A 15606-nucleotide genomic window follows, 5' to 3' on the forward strand; every position below is an offset into this window, starting at 1 on the left:
ACGCAGGTGCCGGTTGAGTTGACGTCGTCGTTGGCGGAGTTGGACCCGGAGATCGCCGGGCACATCGATGCGGAGCTGGCCCGTCAGCGTGAGGGCCTGGAGATGATCGCCTCGGAGAACCACACCGCCGCGGCGGTGATGCAGGCCCAGGGCTCGGTGCTGACGAACAAGTACGCCGAGGGGTACCCGGGCAAGCGGTACTACGGCGGGTGCGAGCACGTCGACGCGATCGAGACGATCGCGATCGAGCGGGTCAAGGCCCTGTTCGGGGCGCAGTTCGCCAACGTCCAGCCGCACTCCGGGGCCCAGGCCAACGCCTCGGTGATGCACGCGCTGATCCGGCCCGGGGACACCGTGCTGGGGCTGAACCTGGCCCACGGCGGGCACCTGACGCACGGGATGAAGATCAACTTCTCCGGCCGGCTCTACAACATCGTGGCCTACGGGGTCGACGAGGACACCTACGAGGTGGACATGGACCAGGTCGCGGCCCTGGCCCGGGAGCACTCCCCGAAGCTGATCGTGGCCGGCTGGTCGGCCTACCCCCGGCAGCTGGACTTCGCCCGGTTCCGGGCGATCGCCGACGAGGTCGGGGCGTACCTGATGGTGGACATGGCCCACTTCGCCGGGCTGGTGGCCACCGGGCTGCACCCGAGCCCGGTGCCCCACGCCCACGTGGTGACCTCCACCACCCACAAGACCCTGGCCGGCCCGCGCGGCGGGATCATCCTGACCAACGACGCCGAGATCGCCAAGAAGGTCAACTCCGCGGTGTTTCCGGGCCAGCAGGGCGGGCCGCTGGAGCACGTGATCGCCGGCAAGGCGGTGGCGTTCCAGATCGCCGCCGGGGAGTCCTTCCGGGACCGCCAGGCCCGCACCCTGGCCGGGGCCCGGATCCTGGCCGAGCGCCTGACCCGCCCGGACGTGGCCGAGCACGGGATCACCGTGCTCACCGGCGGCACCGACGTGCACCTGGTCCTGGTGGACCTGCGGGACTCCTCCCTGGACGGGCGCCAGGGTGAGGACCTGCTGGCGAAGGTCGAGATCACCATCAACCGCAACGCGGTCCCGTTCGACCCGCGCCCGCCGATGGTGACCTCCGGGCTGCGGATCGGCACCCCGGCCCTGGCCACCCGCGGCTTCGACGAGGCCGCCTTCACCGAGGTCGCCGAGATCATCGCCCAGACCCTGATCACCGGGGCCAGCCCCACCGGCCCCGACGAGCAGACACTGCACGGCCTGCGCGACCGCGTCCACGCCCTGGCCGCCGCCCACCCCCTCTACCCCAACCTCGACCCGATGGGAGCCTGACCATGGCTGATCTGCTGCCCGAGCACCCGGACTTCCTCTGGCGGAACCCGGAGCCCAAGAAGAGCTACGACGCCGTGATCGTCGGCGGCGGCGGCCATGGCCTGGCCACCGCGTACTACCTCGCCTCCAGGCACGGCATGACCAACATCGCCATCCTCGAACGGGGCTGGCTGGCCGGCGGGAACATGGCCCGCAACACCACGATCATCCGCTCCAACTACCTGTGGGACGAGTCCGCCGCCATCTACGAGCACTCCCTGAAGCTGTGGGAGGGCCTGCCCGAGGAACTGGACTACGACTTCCTGTTCTCCCAGCGCGGCGTGATGAACCTGGCGCACACCCTCCAGGACGTGCGCGAGTCCCAGCGCCGGGTCAACGCCAACGTCCTGAACGGGGTGGACGCCGAATGGCTCGACCCGAAGCAGGTCAAGGAGCTGTGCCCGATCATCAACATCGGGGACGACATCCGCTACCCCGTCATGGGCGCCACCTACCAGCCCCGCGCCGGCATCGCCAAGCACGACCACGTGGCCTGGGCCTTCGCCCGCAAGTGCGACGAGATGGGCGTGGACATCATCCAGAACTGCGAGGTGACCGGTTTCGTCAAGGACGGCAACCGCGTCGTCGGCGTGGAGACCACCCGCGGCCGCATCAACGCGGGCAAGGTGGGACTGGCAGCCGCCGGGCACTCCTCGGTCCTGGCCGACCTGGCGGGATTCCGCCTGCCGATCTCCTCGCACCCGCTGCAGGCGCTGGTCTCGGAACTGTTCGAACCGGTCCACCCGACCGTGGTGATGTCCAACCACGTGCACGTGTACGTCTCCCAGGCGCACAAGGGCGAACTGGTGATGGGTGCGGGCATCGACTCGTACAACGGCTACGGCCAGCGCGGTGCCTTCCACGTCGTGGAGGAGCAGCTGGCCGCGGCGGTGGAGCTGTTCCCGATCTTCGCCCGGGCGCACCTGCTGCGCACCTGGGGCGGCATCGTGGACACGACCTTCGACGCCTCGCCCATCGTGTCCACCACCCCGATCGACGAGCTCTACGTCAACTGTGGCTGGGGCACGGGCGGGTTCAAGGGCACCCCGGCATCCGGGTACACCTTCGCCCACACCATCGCCACCGGTGAGGCGCACCCGCTGAACGCCCCGTTCGCGCTGGAGCGCTTCGAGACCGGCCACCTCATCGACGAGCACGGCGCCGCCGCCGTGGCCCACTGACAGCTTCAGGAGCCTTCGACATGCTTTCCATTCCCTGCCCCGAGTGCGGGCCCCGAGACGAGATCGAATTCCACTACGGGGGCCAGGCGCACGTCGCCTACCCCGAGGATCCCCACAGCCTGGACGACCGTGGCTGGGCGGAGTACCTCTTCTACCGGGACAACCCCAAGGGCCTGTTCGCCGAGCGCTGGCAGCACGCCGCCGGATGCCGCAAGTGGTTCAACGCCCTGCGTGACACCCACACCTACGAGTTCGCCGCGACCTACCGCGTCGGCGAGCCCCGGCCCGACGTCGCCGACCCCCACCCGGGGGCGGCGCCGGCCGGTCCCTCCACCCCTTCCACCACCCCTTCGAGCCCCGCGGGAGGCACCCTGTGAGCAGCGCACGACTGGACGCCGATCGGGCCCCCGGTCATTCCATCGACCGGACCCGCACCATCACCTTCTCCGTGGACGGCCAGGACTACACCGGTCACCACGGTGACACCCTCGCCAGTGCCCTCGTGGCCGCCGGCCGCCTCGACTGCGGCCCGTCCATGTACCTCGGCCGGCCCCGCGGCATCCTCGCTGCCGGCGTGGAGGAGCCCAACGCCCTGGTGACGGTCTCCGCCCGGTTCCCCGGTCACGTGGACGAGTCCATGCTGCCGGCGACCACGGTGGGCCTCACGGAGGGCCTCCGGGCCGGTTACCTGTCCGGCCTGGGCACGCTCGACCCGGGACGCGACGAGGCGGTCTACGACCACAAGTACGTGCACACGGACGTGCTGGTCGTCGGCGCCGGCCCGGCCGGACTGGCCGCGGCCCGCGAGGCGGCCCGGACCGGTGCGCGCACCATCCTGATGGACGACCAGCCCACGGCCGGCGGGTCGTTGCTGTCCGGCAGGGACGAGACCATCGACGGCGTCGACGCCCGTCAGTGGGCCCAGGACACCCTGACGGAGCTGGCCGGTGCGGAGGACTTCACCTACCTGCCGCGCACCACCGCCTTCGGCAGCTACGACGCCAACTTCGTCGTCGCCGTCCAGCACCGCACCGACCACCTCGAGCCGCGCGAGCGCCCGGGCGTGTCCCGGCAGCGGATCTGGCACGTGCGCGCCTCCCAGGTGGTGCTGGCCACCGGCGCCCACGAGCGCCCGCTGGTGTTCGCCAACAACGACCGCCCGGGCATCATGCTCGCCGGTGCCGTCCGCAGCTACCTGAACCGGTACGCGGCCGCCGCCGGCACCAACGTGGCGGTCGCCACCACCAACGACTCCGCCTACCTCCTCGTGCAGGACCTGCACGCCGCGGGCATCGGCGTCACCGCCGTGGTGGACTCCCGCCCGGATGCCTCGACCACCGCCCTGGAGGTCCTCGAGGCCACCGGCGTGCGGGGCATCTTCGGCGCCGCGGTGGTGGACACCGAGGGCGAGGGGCCGGCCGGCCGCATCAGCGGCATCACCGTGGCCCAGATCGACGAGTCCGGTGCCATCGCCGGCACGCCCGAGCGCCTCGAGACCGACCTGCTCGCCGTGGCCGGCGGGTTCACGCCGGTGGTCCACCTGCACAGCCAGCGCCAGGGCCGGTTGCACTGGAACGCCGAGATCGCCGGCTTCGTGCCGTCCGCCCCCGTCGCCGACCAGCACGTGGCCGGTGCGGTGACCGGTGAGTACACCCTGGCCGGTGCCCTGTCCCAGGGTGCCCAGGCCGGCGGCCTGGCCGCCGACCGCACTGGCTTCGGTGCAACGGTCCGGGTACCCGAGGCGCCGTCGTCGGAGTACGGATCGGTGCGCTCGCTGTGGCTGGTGCCGGCCCTGGAGGGCGAGCCGCGGGAGTGGCGTACGCACTTCGTGGACCTGCAGCGTGACCAGACCGTGGCCGACGTGCTGCGCGCCACCGGGGCCGGGATGCGCTCGGTGGAGCACGTCAAGCGCTACACCTCCATCTCCACGGCGAACGACCAGGGCAAGACCTCCGGGGTCAACGCGATCGGCGTGATCGCCGCCGCCCTGAACGAGTCGGACCTGGGCGAGGTCGGCAACACCACCTTCCGGGCGCCGTTCACACCGGTGGCCTTCGCCGCCGTCGCCGGACGCCGCCGCGGTGAGCTGTTCGATCCCGCCCGCCTGACCTCGATCCACCCGTGGCACGTGGCGAACGGGGCCCTGTTCGAGGACGTGGGCCAGTGGAAGCGGCCCTGGTACTTCCCGAAGGACGGGGAGGACATGGACGCGGCCGTGCTGCGCGAGTGCGCCGCCGTGCGCGAGTCCGTCGGCTTCATGGACGGGACCACGCTGGGCAAGATCGAGATCCGTGGCGAGGACGCCGGTGAATTCCTCAACCGCATCTACACCAACGGCTTCAAGAAGCTGAAGGTCGGCATGGGCCGCTACGGGCTGATGTGCACCGCGGACGGCATGCTCTTCGACGACGGCGTGACCATGCGCCTGGCCGAGGACCGGTTCTTCATGACCACCACGACCGGTGGCGCCGCCAAGGTGCTGGACTGGCTCGAGGAATGGCACCAGACCGAGTGGCCGGAACTGGACGTGGTGTTCACCTCGGTGACCGAGCAGTGGAGCACGATCGCCGTCGTGGGGCCGAAGTCCCGCGCCGTGGTCGCGAAGCTGGCCCCGGAGCTGGACGTCTCCAACGAGGCGTTCCCGTTCATGGCGTTCCGCGAGACCACCCTGGCCAACGGGACCCCGGCGCGGATCTGCCGGATCTCGTTCTCCGGTGAGCTCGCCTTCGAGATCAACGTCGAGGCGTTCTACGGGTTGTCCACGTGGGAGGCCGTGGCGGAGGCCGGTGCGGAGTTCGACATCACCCCGTACGGCACCGAGACCATGCACGTCCTGCGCGCCGAGAAGGGACTCATCATCATCGGCCAGGACACCGACGGCACGGTGACCCCGCAGGACGCCGGCATGGAGTGGGCCGTCTCGAAGCTCAAGGACTTCGTGGGCAAGCGCTCCTACTCCCGGCCCTACGCGGCCCGGGAGGACCGCCGGCACCTGGTGGGCGTGCTGCCCGTGGACCGCACCACGCGGCTCGCGGAAGGCGCCCAGCTGGTGGCCGCGGACACCCCCATCACCCCCGACGCCGGCCCGGTCCCGATGATCGGGCACGTCACCTCCTCCTACAACTCGGCGGCCCTGGGCCGGCCGTTCGGCCTGGCCCTCGTGGACAACGGCCGCAACCGGTTCGGCGAGATCGTGAAGTCCCCGCTCGGGGACGGATCCGTGGATGTCGAGATCACCTCACCCGTCCTGTTTGACCCTGAAGGGAGCCGTCGCGATGGCTGAGAACACCATGACGATCGACCAGTCCCAGGCATCCGGCCAGGTGGCCGCAGGCCTCCGCCGGACCCCGGCCGCACACCTGGCCGCCGAGATGGCCCAGGTGGGTGAACGCTCCCAGGGCGCAGTGTCCGTGCGCGAGCTGGCCTTCCCGGTGCAGCTGGGGCTGCGCGCCCGGCCGAACTCCGCCTCGGCCACCGCGTTGGAGGGCGTGCTCGGGGTGTCCCTGCCCACCGGACACGGACAGGTCACCGGAGACCCGGACGGCCTGCACGTGGTGTGGCTGTCCCCGGACGAGTTCCTCGCCGTGGACGTCTCCCGGGAGCAGGTGCCCGGCGAGGGGCGCGAGCTGGAGGACGCGCTGGAGGGCCTGCCCGGTCAGGCGGTGGACATCTCGGCCAACCGCAGCGTCCTGGACCTGCGTGGTCCGAGGGTGCGCGAGGTCCTGGAGAAGGGGTGCCACGCCGACCTGCACCCCCGGTCGTTCGGGGTGGGCACCGCCATCGCCACCCAGCTCGGGCCGGTGCCGGTGGTCCTGCACCGCTACGCGGACAGTGGATACCGGGTCTACCCCCGTGCCTCCTTCGCCGACTACCTCGTACGCTGGGTGCTGGATGCCGCCGAGGAGTTCTGCCATGAGGAGGTTCTGTGACCCTGAGCGTGCTTGACCTGTTCTCCATCGGGCTGGGGCCGTCGTCGTCCCACACCGTGGGACCCATGCGTGCCGCCCGCATCTTCGTGGGCGGCCTGGCGGAGAGCGGGACGCTGGAGTCCGTGGCCCGTGTCCAGGGAGAGCTGTTCGGCTCCCTGGCGGCCACGGGCATCGGGCACGGTTCGGATGCCGCGGTCGTGCTGGGGCTGGCCGGCCGGGACCCCGAGACGATCGAGGCGGACGAGGCTCCGCGCGTCGTCCTCGAGGCCATCGAGACCGGCCGGCTGGCCCTCAACGGCACCCACGAGGTCGACTTCGACAAGGACCGGGACGTGGTGCTGCACCGCGGCCAGTCCCTGCCCGGCCACCCCAACGGCATGCGCGTCTCCGCGTATGACGCCGCCGGCGGCCTGGTCGCCTCGCAGGAGTACTACTCCGTGGGCGGCGGCTTCGTGGTGACGGCCGAGGACCTGGGCACGCCGGAACCGGAGGACCAGGACAACCCGGAGCCGTACCCGTTCGCCGACGCGGCCGAGCTGCTGCAGCGATGCCGGGAGTCCGGCAAGTCCATCGCCGAGGTGATGCTCGCGAACGAACTGACCCGGCACAGTGAGGACGAGGTCCGTTCGTCCCTGCTCCACGTGTGGGCGGTCATGAGGGAGTGCGTGGAGAACGGGTGCGGCCGCACCGAGGAGACCCTGCCCGGTGGGCTGCAGGCCCGGCGCCGGGCGCCCGGGTTGCTCCGCCGGCTCCAGGAGCAGGAGGCGGCGGGGGATGACAAGGACACCCTCTGGGCCATGGAGTGGGTCAACCTGTTCGCACTGGCCGTCAACGAGGAGAACGCCTCGGGCGGCCGGGTGGTCACCGCCCCGACCAACGGGGCGGCGGGCATCATCCCCGCCGTGCTGCACTACTTCGACCGGTTCCGGGAGTGCGACGACGACGCCGTCGTGGACTTCCTGCTCACCGCCGGGGCGATCGGGACGCTGTTCAAGCGCAACGCCTCGATCTCCGGCGCGGAGGTCGGCTGCCAGGGCGAGGTCGGCTCGGCCTGCTCGATGGCGGCGGCCGGCCTGTGCGCGGTGCTCGGCGGCACGCCCGAGCAGGTCGAGAACGCGGCGGAGATCGGCCTGGAGCACAACCTGGGCCTGACCTGCGACCCGATCGCCGGACTGGTCCAGATCCCCTGCATCGAGCGCAACGCGATCGCCTCGGTCAAGGCCATCAACGCGGCCCGGCTGGCCCTGGTGGGGGACGGTTCGCACCGGGTCACCCTGGACGAGGCGATCAACACCATGCGGGAGACCGGACGGGACATGATGTCCAAGTACAAGGAGACCTCCCGCGGCGGCCTGGCCGTGAACGTGGCCGTCAACATCCCGGAGTGCTGAGGTGGGCTGACCGTCCTCCCGCTCCCGGCGTCCCGCGCCCCCGGCGTCCCGGCGTCGCCCCCGGTGGATCCCTGCGGGATCCCTGCACCAGGGGCGGCCCCGGGACCACCGGGGGCGCCCGGCGTTGAACGGGTCTCGCGGATCGTTGACAAAAGTGTTGCCCAGATCACACCTCAATACCTATGCTGAGAGGTATTGGCGGCCGGGTGATCGTTGCCGACGGCCGGACGACGCGAGGAGACAGTCATGACCGAGAAGAAGACCCTGCAGGACGTGCTGGACGCGGCCGGGAACCCCGTGGACCACATGCGCAACGTGAAGACCGGCGCGTACATATACCCGGTGGTGGCCCCGGAGTTCACCAACTGGCGCGACGAGGTGGGCGCCTGGCGCGACTCCGCCGTCATGTTCGACCAGACCCACCACATGGACAACCTGATCATCCGGGGCAGGGACGCCCACCGGCTGCTGTCCACAGTGGCCATCAACTCGCTGGAGAACTTCCCGGTCGACCGGGCCAAGCAGATCGTCCCGGTCACCCCGGCCGGCCACGTCATCGGCGACGGCATCCTGTTCCATGACGAGCAGGACCAGTACACCTATGTGGGCCGCGCCCCGGTCACGGACTGGATCACCTTCCACGCCGAGACCGGTGGCTACGACGTCGAGCTCACCGTGGACCGGCGCTCGCCGTCCCGACCGATGGGCAAGGCCGTCACCCGCGAGTTCTGGCGCCTGCAGATCCAGGGCCCCCGCGCGTGGGACGTGATCGAGAAGGTCAACGGCGGACCCGTCGAGCAGCTGAAGTTCTTCCACATGAGCTCCATGAACGTGGGTGGCACGCAGGTGCGCACGCTGCGTCACGGCATGGCCGGCGCCCCGGGGCTGGAGCTGTGGGGCCCGTACGAGGACTACGACCGTGTCCGCGAGGTGTTCATGGAGGCCGGTGAGGAGTTCGGCCTCACCGCCGTGGGCGCCCGGGCGTACTCCTCCAACACCCTGGAGTCCGGCTGGATCCCGTCCCCGCTGCCGGCCATCTACTCCGGGGACGGCATGCTCGCCGAGTACCGGCGGTGGCTCGGTGCGGACTCCTACGAGGCGATGAACACGATCGCCGGCTCCTTCGTCTCCGAGGACATCGAGGACTACTACACCACCCCGTTCGAACTGGGCTACGGCAACTTCATCAAGTACGACCACGACTTCATCGGCCGCGAGGCCCTGGAGCAGATGGACCAGTCCGCCCAGCGCCACAAGGTCACCCTGGCCTGGGACGACGAGGACATGGCGCGCATCCACGCCTCGATGTACGGCAAGGGCGAGCTGCCCTACAAGTTCTTCGACCTGCCCAACGCCAACTACGGCTCGTCCAACTTCGACGCCGTGGTGGACGAGTCCGGCAGGGTGGTGGGGCTGTCCATGTTCACCGGGTACTCGTTCAACGAGCGCACCGCGCTCTCCCTCGCGGTGGTGGACCCGGACGTGCAGGTCGGGGACCGGCTGAAGGTCGTGTGGGGTGAGCCCGACGGCGGTTCCGGCAAGACCACCGTGGAACGCCACCGGCAGATCGAGGTCAACGTGACCGTCTCCCCGGTGCCCTACTCCTCCGAGGTCCGCGAGAACTACGAGGGGTCCTGGCGCAAGGTGGGGGCCGTCTGACCGGCGCCCGTCCCTGAGGCAGCGCCACGGCGGCCCCGCGAGCCCTCCGGTCGCGGGGCCGCCGTGCGCCTGCCGCGCCCCGCACGCGAGGGTCCCGGAGCCGCGCCCCGGGCCCGCCTCACCCGCAGGCGGCGCAGTACGCCAGGCGCGCGAGCTCGCGGGAGATGTTGCGGGCCGTCGTGGTGACCGGGGGGATCAGCTGGTGGGAGGTGAAGCGGTCCTTCTGCACGGTGATGCCGACGGCCGCGACGACCTTGCCGTGGGAGTCGACGATCGGTGCCGCGACGGCCATGACGCCGGTGGCGATCTGGTCGTAGGCGACGGCGACGCCGCGCTGCCGGATCTCGGCCAGCAGCTGACGCAATTCGTGCTGGTCCGTGACCGTGAAGGGTGAGTACGACTCCAGGGGCCGGTCGAGGGCGAGGTCCTGCTCGTAGGGGTCGGCGGCCGCCATCAGGACCCGCCCGGTCGCGGTGGCGTGGCGCGGCCACCGGCCCCCAAAGCGGCTGTCCACGTCCGCCCCGCCGGGTGCCTTGAGCGACTCGAGGTAGAGGACGTCGTGCCCGACGGACACGGACAGGTGGACGTTGGCACGGGTCGCGTGGTGCAGGCCATGGAGGTAGGGATACGCGGCCGACTTGAGCGCCAGGCGGTGCTGCGCGAGGGAGCCGAGCTCCAGGATCTTCAGGCCCACCGTGTACTGCCCGCTGGCCTGCCGTTCCAGCGCACCCCAGTCGGTGAGTTCCCCGACCAGCCGGTGGGCCGTCGGCAGCGTGAGTCCCGCCAGCCGGGCGATCTCGCTGAGGGTGAGGCTGTCGTTGCGGTCGGAGAAGGCGTCCAGGATCGCCAGGACGCGGCCGGCCGCTGTCATCTTTTCGGATACCGCAGAGGTCATGATCTCACCGTGTCCACCATCGCATCATCGTATTCAACGAATAACTATCTTGATAGGTATTTCTGTCGCGCGGGCCGTCGTCGTCCCGAGGACCCCCGTGGGCCCGCGCGGCTGCCGATGAGGACCGGCAGCAGGGCCCTCATCGATCCTCCGCGGGCCAGGCCGCGCACCGTCCCCCAGGCGAAGGCGGCGTTCTCGACCACCCGCAGGGCCAGCAGGGGAAGGTCGGCCGGATGGCGCAGGCGCAGGGCCAGGTCCACGGCGACGCCACGCACCAGGAGGCGCCGCGCCCGTCGCGAGGACGGTGCTGCCAGGACCAGGGGCCAGAACCAGTAGCGGGCCACCAGGGCCGAGCTCTGCTCCAGGTTGGCCCGGAGCCCGGCGGCGGCCAGGCGCAGCACGGACCGCGGCGGCAGGCCCAATGGGGCCAGGCGGCCGCGCAACCGGAGCGCGGTCACGGCGAACACGCCCGGGGGGATGGCGGTGGACCATCCCGCGGGGGCGACGAGGCAGGCGGCGACCACCAGTCCGCCCACCGTGTACCGGGCCGGGGCCAGGAGGGGGCCGTGCCGCCGGGCGAGGGGACCGGAGCTCTCGCCGTAGCCCGCATGCTGGCGGCACCAGGCGCGCAGGCCGGGCCGGCTCGCGTGCCGCACCACGACCTCCGGGACGTAGCGGACCCACCAGCCCCGGTCCACCAGCCGCCAGGCCAGGTCGACGTCCTCGCCGACGCGCAGGGTCTCGTCGAATCCGCCCCGGAGGACCTCCGTCCGGGCCACCCAGCAGGCGGTGGGGACGTAGGAGACCCGGCGGCCCGGTCCGACGAGGCCGGGCACCGTCCCGAGGTCCAGGGCACCCCACCTCTGGTCGTAGCGCACCACGGGATGGGCTGCCGGCGTGGAGTGCGCGCGGACCCGGGGTGCGACGGCGGCCACCAGCGGGTCCGCCAGCTCGGCGAGCAACCGGCGCAGATCCGCCGGCCCGAGGGTCACGTCGGAGTCCACCAACGCCACGTAGGGGGTGGACACCGTCGCGATCCCGGCCGTGCGGGCGCCGGCCGGCCCCCGGTTGGCCGGCAGCCTCAGCAGGCGGGCCCCGTGGGCCCGGACGACCCGGTCGATCGACCGCGGGTCCGCGGAGGCGTCGTCGACCACCGGCACGGGGGGACCCGGGGCGGCCCGGTCGTCACGGGCGCGGGGGGCCAAGGCGCGGAGCAGGCGGTCCAGTCCGGCCGGGCGGTCCCTCACGGGGACCACGACCGTGAGGTCCTCCAGGGCCGGTGCCGCGGGGAGCCGATCCGGCCAGGGCACGGCCATGTCCAGTTCCATCAGCCGGCGCACGACCCCGGTGCCGACGTCCTCGCCCACGCGCACCGAGTCACCCTCCAGCAGCGCACGCACCGACGGGCTCATCCTGGCCACGGCGGGCCGGAGGGACGATTCCAGGACGCCGTGACGGTGGTGCCGCGCGGTCAGGCGCACGCGGAACCCCTCCGGCAGGGGGGTCTCGGAGGGCGCGGACACGGTCATCGCACGAGACGCCCGCCCTGGCCCACCCGGCCCTGCACCAGCCGCTCCTGCACCGTCGAGCACAACCGGTCGAACAGATCGTCACCGGCCGCCGCCGTCGCCGTGGTCGGGTCCCCGAGCACCCCGTTGGGGGAGACGGCGGCGACACCATGCTCCCGCAGCCGGGGCATGAGGTCCCCGACCGGATCGGTCCGGCCGCGTTCACGCGCCCGGTGGTGCACCTGGCCCGGGCGCAACCGCAGCATCAGCGAGGTCTCGGTGTGCCCGGCATGGGCGTCCGCTCCGGCCAGCTCCATGCCGGTCCACGCCGCGTCCCGGCCCTCTGACGCCAACAGTCCGCACGCCTCGATGAGGGAGGGGACGTTGCCGCCGTGTCCCGTGACGAACCGGACGCCCCGCGTCCAGCGGGTGGCGGACCGCACCAGTTCCACGAGGTACCCGACGAGCTGGGCCCGCCCGATGGACACGGTGCCGGCGAAGCCCTCATGCTCGCCGCTGCATCCGAACGGGATGAGCGGCCCCAGGACCCAGTCCGGTCCGAGCCGCGGGGCGACGCGCCGGCAGACCTCCCCCGCGATCACGTTGTCCGTGCCGAGGGGCAGGTGCGGGCCGTGCTGCTCCACCGATCCCAGCGGCACCAGCAGCATCGGCGACCCTCCCGACTCCGCGGACGTGCGCGCCTCGAGGCCGACGGCCCCGGTGGGCGTCGCGGTCGACGGCATCGCCCGTGCGGAGGGGGTGGTCACAGCGAGAGGGCGAAGTCGTCCGGCACCACGAGGTGCTCCGGGCCCAGGTCGTGGATGGACCCGACGCCCATGCCGGTCAGGGAGGCCTCGATGCCCGAGCGCATCAGGTCCAGGACGTTCTCCACGCCGGAGGAGCCGTTGGCGGCCAGGCCCCAGAGGTAGGCGCGGCCGATCATGACGGCGCGGGCACCGAGGGCCACGGCCTTCACCACGTCGGAACCGCGGCGCACCCCACCGTCGAGCAGGACCTCCACCTCGTCGCCGACGGCCTCGGCGATGGCCGGCAGCATGCGGATGGCGGCCGGCGTGCTGTCCAGGTTGTTGCCGCCGTGGTTGGACACGGAGATCGCGGTGGCGCCGGCGTCGACCGCCCGCCGGGCCTCCTCGACCTGCATGACGCCCTTGACCATGGTCGGACCACCCCACTCGCGGATGATCCACTCGATGTCCTGCCACGTGGGAGGCTGCGTCTGCAGCCATTCACCGTAGGCGCCGAAGAACGTCGGGCCGAGCTGGCCCGGATCGACCAGGTTGGGCACGGTGAGGTCCGGGATCCCGCCGTTGGCGAGGAAGGACGCCAGCCACCGGGGCCTGGTCACCACCGAGGGCGCCAGCCGCAGGGCGGAGCGCAGGTCGATCCGCTCGGGGATCTCCGGGCTGCCCCAGTCGCGCCCCACGGAGAAGGACCAGTCCGTGGTGAGGATCAGGCCCTTGGCCCCGGCCTGCCGGGCCCGCTCGATGCGCCGGACCATGTCCTCGCGCGAACCGGTCCAGTACACCTGGAAGAACAGGTCCGGATTGGTGGCGATCACCTGCTCGATCGGCTTGCTCGCGAACGAGCTCAACCCCATCGCCGTGCCGCGGTTCCGGGCGGCCTGCGCCACCGCGACCTCACCGTCGGGGTGCACGGCCTGCACCCCGGTGGGGGAGATCATCACCGGCATCGAGAGGTCGACGCCCATGACGGAGGTGGCCAGGTCATGCCCCCTCGTCTGGCCGACCGTCACCGGTCGCAGGCCGAGGCGGGAGAAGGCGGCGACGTTCTCCGTGACCGTCACACCGGCCTCGGACCCCGCGAGCAGCGCCGAGTAGACCGGCGAGGGCAGCTGCTTGCGTGCCCGCCGCTGCGCCTCGCTCACCGTCTCGAACCAGGGGTTCTTGGTCCAGGGGGTCGAAAGCCGTGTTGCCATGGTTCTCCTGCTTGCGGGTCTGGTGCGCGTTCAGCGCAGGGTGGGGGCCGGCTGGAACCCGGCGAGGGGGCTCTCGGCACAGGCCGAGACCGGCGGGGCATCGGGCCGTCGGCGCTGCAGCTGTACCAGGACCGGTTCGTTGCGCGTGGCGAACGGCCGGGAGTGGTCCTGGCTCGCCGGGGGGACGGATCGCTGTCCCAGCAGGGCGGTCTCGCTGTGGCCCAGGACGCACTCCGGATCGGGGCCGTCCATGGGCAGGCCGGTGAAGAACTTGGCCGCCATGCACCCGCCGCGGCACGAGTCGAAGAAGGGGCACGACGAACAGGCCCCGGCGGACTGGGGGTTCCGCAACTCCCGGAACAGTCCGGAGTCGCGCCAGACACCGGCGAACCCGCCCTCACCGAGCACGTTGCCGGCAAGGAACTCGTCGTGGATGGCGAAGGGGCAGGCGTAGACGTCACCGATGGGGTCGATGAGGCACACCACCCGGCCGGCGCCGCAGAGGTTCAGCCCGGGCAGCGGGCCACCGAGTGGGGCCAGGTGGAAGAAGGAGTCCCCGGTGAGCACGTCCTCACCGTGGGCCACCAGCCACCGGTAGAGCTCCTGCTGCTGCTCGGGCAGCACGTGCAGCTCGTCCCAGACGTCCGCCCCGCGTCCGGAGGGGCGCAGCCGGGTGAGCCTCAGGGTGGCACCGTAGCGGTCCGCGATCGCCTTGAACTCGTCCAGCTGGCCCACGTTCTGGCGGGTGACCACCACCGAGACCTTGGCGTCCCGGAACCCTGCCTCGTGCAGGTTGGCCAGCGCGCGCAGCGCCGTGTCGTAGGAGCCCGGGCCACGGATGTAGTCGTTGACCTCCGCGGTGGCGCCGTCCAGGGACACCTGGACGTCCACGTAGTCCGTGGCGGCCAGGCGGCGGGCGTTCTCCGGGGTGATCCGCACGCCGTTGGTGGAGAACTTGACGCCGACCTGGTGGGCGACGGCGTAGTCCACCAGGTGCCAGAAGTCCGGTCTCACGGTGGGTTCGCCTCCACCGATGTTGACGTAGAACACCCCCATCCGCTGCAGTTCGTCGATGACGGCCTCGCACTGCTCGGTGGTCAGCTCCCGGGGGTCGCGGCGTCCGGAGGAGGACAGGCAGTGGGCGCAGGACAGGTTGCAGGCGTAGGTCAGCTCCCAGGTCAGGCAGATCGGGGCGTCCAGTCCCTGCTCGAAGTGGTCGACCAGCCGGTTCTGAGGCCGGCGGTCCAGGGCCGGTGCGGTCATGGGGTGTCTCTTTCCTCGGGCCCGCCCTCGGGCAGGGCGTGGTCGGTCAGCATCCGGATGCGCTGCAGGTGGTGCAGCACCTGCAACAACGGTCCGCGCTCCTCGGCGGGAACCCCGGCCCGGTCCATGCAGTCCCCGACCGTCGTCGTGCCGTCCATCAGGCGGACCACGTGGGCCAGCCGGGGGGACTTCAGGAACATCAGCGTGCGCGTGCGGAAGTCGTACAGCAGGGCCCCGAAGCGCTCGGGGCGGACGGACACGCTGCGTGCCAGGCACGGGCTGGCGGTCACGTCCAGGGCGGGAGCGGCCTGGACCGGGGTGGACATCAGTACACCCCGCACATGCCGTCGATCGAGACCTCCTCGATCAGCTCGCCGAGGGTGTCGGCCGGGGTCTCGTCGGCGGGCTGGACGTCGTCCTGGTGCTGGGGTGCCATCGGGGATGCCATGGGATGTGACCTCTCTGGGATCGTT

General features: G+C 71.6%; 14 protein-coding genes. 7 read left to right on the top strand and 7 right to left on the bottom strand.

The features are described from left to right. Positions 1-6: 6 nt before the first annotated feature. From glyA to Q0283_RS02600, 7 genes are all read left to right on the top strand, one after another. The gene (gene glyA, locus Q0283_RS02570) at positions 7-1311 is read left to right on the top strand and encodes a serine hydroxymethyltransferase (RefSeq protein ID WP_298042786.1); all 1305 of its coding nucleotides are present in this window, start codon (positions 7-9) and stop codon (positions 1309-1311) included. A gap of 2 nt (positions 1312-1313) precedes the next feature. Continuing rightward, complete coding sequence (locus Q0283_RS02575) at positions 1314-2531, top strand: sarcosine oxidase subunit beta family protein (RefSeq protein ID WP_183530115.1); 1218 nt, start codon at positions 1314-1316, stop codon at positions 2529-2531. 20 nt (positions 2532-2551) lie between these two features. After that, on the top strand, positions 2552-2908 hold the full coding sequence (locus Q0283_RS02580) for a sarcosine oxidase subunit delta (protein ID WP_183530117.1): 357 nt from the start codon (positions 2552-2554) through the stop codon (positions 2906-2908). Continuing rightward, positions 2905-5814, top strand: coding sequence for a sarcosine oxidase subunit alpha family protein (locus Q0283_RS02585; RefSeq protein ID WP_298042674.1), 2910 nt, complete (start codon positions 2905-2907; stop codon positions 5812-5814). Before Q0283_RS02580 ends, Q0283_RS02585 begins: the two co-directional genes overlap by 4 nt. Beyond that, positions 5807-6460, top strand: coding sequence for a sarcosine oxidase subunit gamma (locus tag Q0283_RS02590; RefSeq protein ID WP_183530121.1), 654 nt, complete (start codon positions 5807-5809; stop codon positions 6458-6460). The genes Q0283_RS02585 and Q0283_RS02590 overlap by 8 nt, the downstream gene beginning before the upstream one ends. Further along, complete coding sequence (locus tag Q0283_RS02595) at positions 6457-7851, top strand: L-serine ammonia-lyase (RefSeq protein WP_183530123.1); 1395 nt, start codon at positions 6457-6459, stop codon at positions 7849-7851. Before Q0283_RS02590 ends, Q0283_RS02595 begins: the two co-directional genes overlap by 4 nt. 246 nt (positions 7852-8097) lie before the next feature. After that, the gene (locus tag Q0283_RS02600; RefSeq protein ID WP_183530126.1) at positions 8098-9510 is read left to right on the top strand and encodes an aminomethyl transferase family protein; all 1413 of its coding nucleotides are present in this window, start codon (positions 8098-8100) and stop codon (positions 9508-9510) included. 118 nt (positions 9511-9628) lie between these two features. Here Q0283_RS02600 and Q0283_RS02605 read toward each other — a convergent pair whose 3' ends face one another. Genes Q0283_RS02605 through mftA form a run of 7 tightly spaced genes read right to left on the bottom strand, consistent with a single transcriptional unit; the run spans position 9629 to position 15581 of the window. Further along, entirely contained in the window at positions 9629-10405 is a 777-nt protein-coding gene (locus Q0283_RS02605) for an IclR family transcriptional regulator (RefSeq protein WP_221243871.1), read from the bottom strand. Between the two features lie 44 nt (positions 10406-10449). Further along, a complete protein-coding gene (locus tag Q0283_RS02610; protein WP_298042682.1) occupies positions 10450-11934 on the bottom strand; it encodes a glycosyltransferase in 1485 nt (494 codons plus the stop codon). Continuing rightward, entirely contained in the window at positions 11931-12680 is a 750-nt protein-coding gene (gene mftE / locus Q0283_RS02615) for a mycofactocin biosynthesis peptidyl-dipeptidase MftE (RefSeq protein ID WP_221243872.1), read from the bottom strand. Before mftE ends, Q0283_RS02610 begins: the two co-directional genes overlap by 4 nt. Then, the gene (gene mftD, locus Q0283_RS02620; RefSeq protein WP_183530129.1) at positions 12677-13870 is read right to left on the bottom strand and encodes a pre-mycofactocin synthase MftD; all 1194 of its coding nucleotides are present in this window, start codon (positions 13868-13870) and stop codon (positions 12677-12679) included. Before mftD ends, mftE begins: the two co-directional genes overlap by 4 nt. Before the next feature lie 30 nt (positions 13871-13900). Further along, positions 13901-15133: a mycofactocin radical SAM maturase gene (mftC, locus tag Q0283_RS02625; RefSeq protein ID WP_183530131.1), complete on the bottom strand. Its 1233-nt coding sequence runs from the start codon at positions 15131-15133 to the stop codon at positions 13901-13903. Beyond that, positions 15130-15459 carry a mycofactocin biosynthesis chaperone MftB gene (mftB, locus tag Q0283_RS02630; protein WP_298042690.1) on the bottom strand — a complete coding sequence of 110 codons (330 nt, stop codon included), beginning with the start codon at positions 15457-15459 and terminating at the stop codon, positions 15130-15132. The genes mftC and mftB overlap by 4 nt, the downstream gene beginning before the upstream one ends. Continuing rightward, complete coding sequence (gene mftA / locus Q0283_RS02635) at positions 15459-15581, bottom strand: mycofactocin precursor MftA (RefSeq protein ID WP_221243873.1); 123 nt, start codon at positions 15579-15581, stop codon at positions 15459-15461. The genes mftB and mftA overlap by 1 nt, the downstream gene beginning before the upstream one ends. Positions 15582-15606 lie beyond the last annotated feature (25 nt).

Origin of the sequence: uncultured Citricoccus sp., from assembly GCF_937871995.1 — a bacterium.
In the GTDB taxonomy this organism is placed as follows: Bacteria; Actinomycetota; Actinomycetes; order Actinomycetales; family Micrococcaceae; genus Citricoccus.

Bases quoted from the DNA above. Each gene is read 5' to 3' on its own strand.
- Q0283_RS02575 (WP_183530115.1), top strand. From the start codon at position 1,314: ATGGCTGATCTGCTGCCCGAGCACCCGGACTTCCTCTGGCGGAACCCG.
- Q0283_RS02580 (WP_183530117.1), top strand. From the start codon at position 2,552: ATGCTTTCCATTCCCTGCCCCGAGTGCGGGCCCCGAGACGAGATCGAA.
- Q0283_RS02590 (WP_183530121.1), top strand. From the start codon at position 5,807: ATGGCTGAGAACACCATGACGATCGACCAGTCCCAGGCATCCGGCCAG.
- Q0283_RS02600 (WP_183530126.1), top strand. From the start codon at position 8,098: ATGACCGAGAAGAAGACCCTGCAGGACGTGCTGGACGCGGCCGGGAAC.
- Q0283_RS02605 (WP_221243871.1), bottom strand. From the start codon at position 10,405: ATGACCTCTGCGGTATCCGAAAAGATGACAGCGGCCGGCCGCGTCCTG.
- Q0283_RS02610 (WP_298042682.1), bottom strand. From the start codon at position 11,934: ATGACCGTGTCCGCGCCCTCCGAGACCCCCCTGCCGGAGGGGTTCCGC.
- mftD (WP_183530129.1), bottom strand. From the start codon at position 13,870: ATGGCAACACGGCTTTCGACCCCCTGGACCAAGAACCCCTGGTTCGAG.
- mftC (WP_183530131.1), bottom strand. From the start codon at position 15,133: ATGACCGCACCGGCCCTGGACCGCCGGCCTCAGAACCGGCTGGTCGAC.
- mftB (WP_298042690.1), bottom strand. From the start codon at position 15,459: ATGTCCACCCCGGTCCAGGCCGCTCCCGCCCTGGACGTGACCGCCAGC.
- mftA (WP_221243873.1), bottom strand. From the start codon at position 15,581: ATGGCATCCCCGATGGCACCCCAGCACCAGGACGACGTCCAGCCCGCC.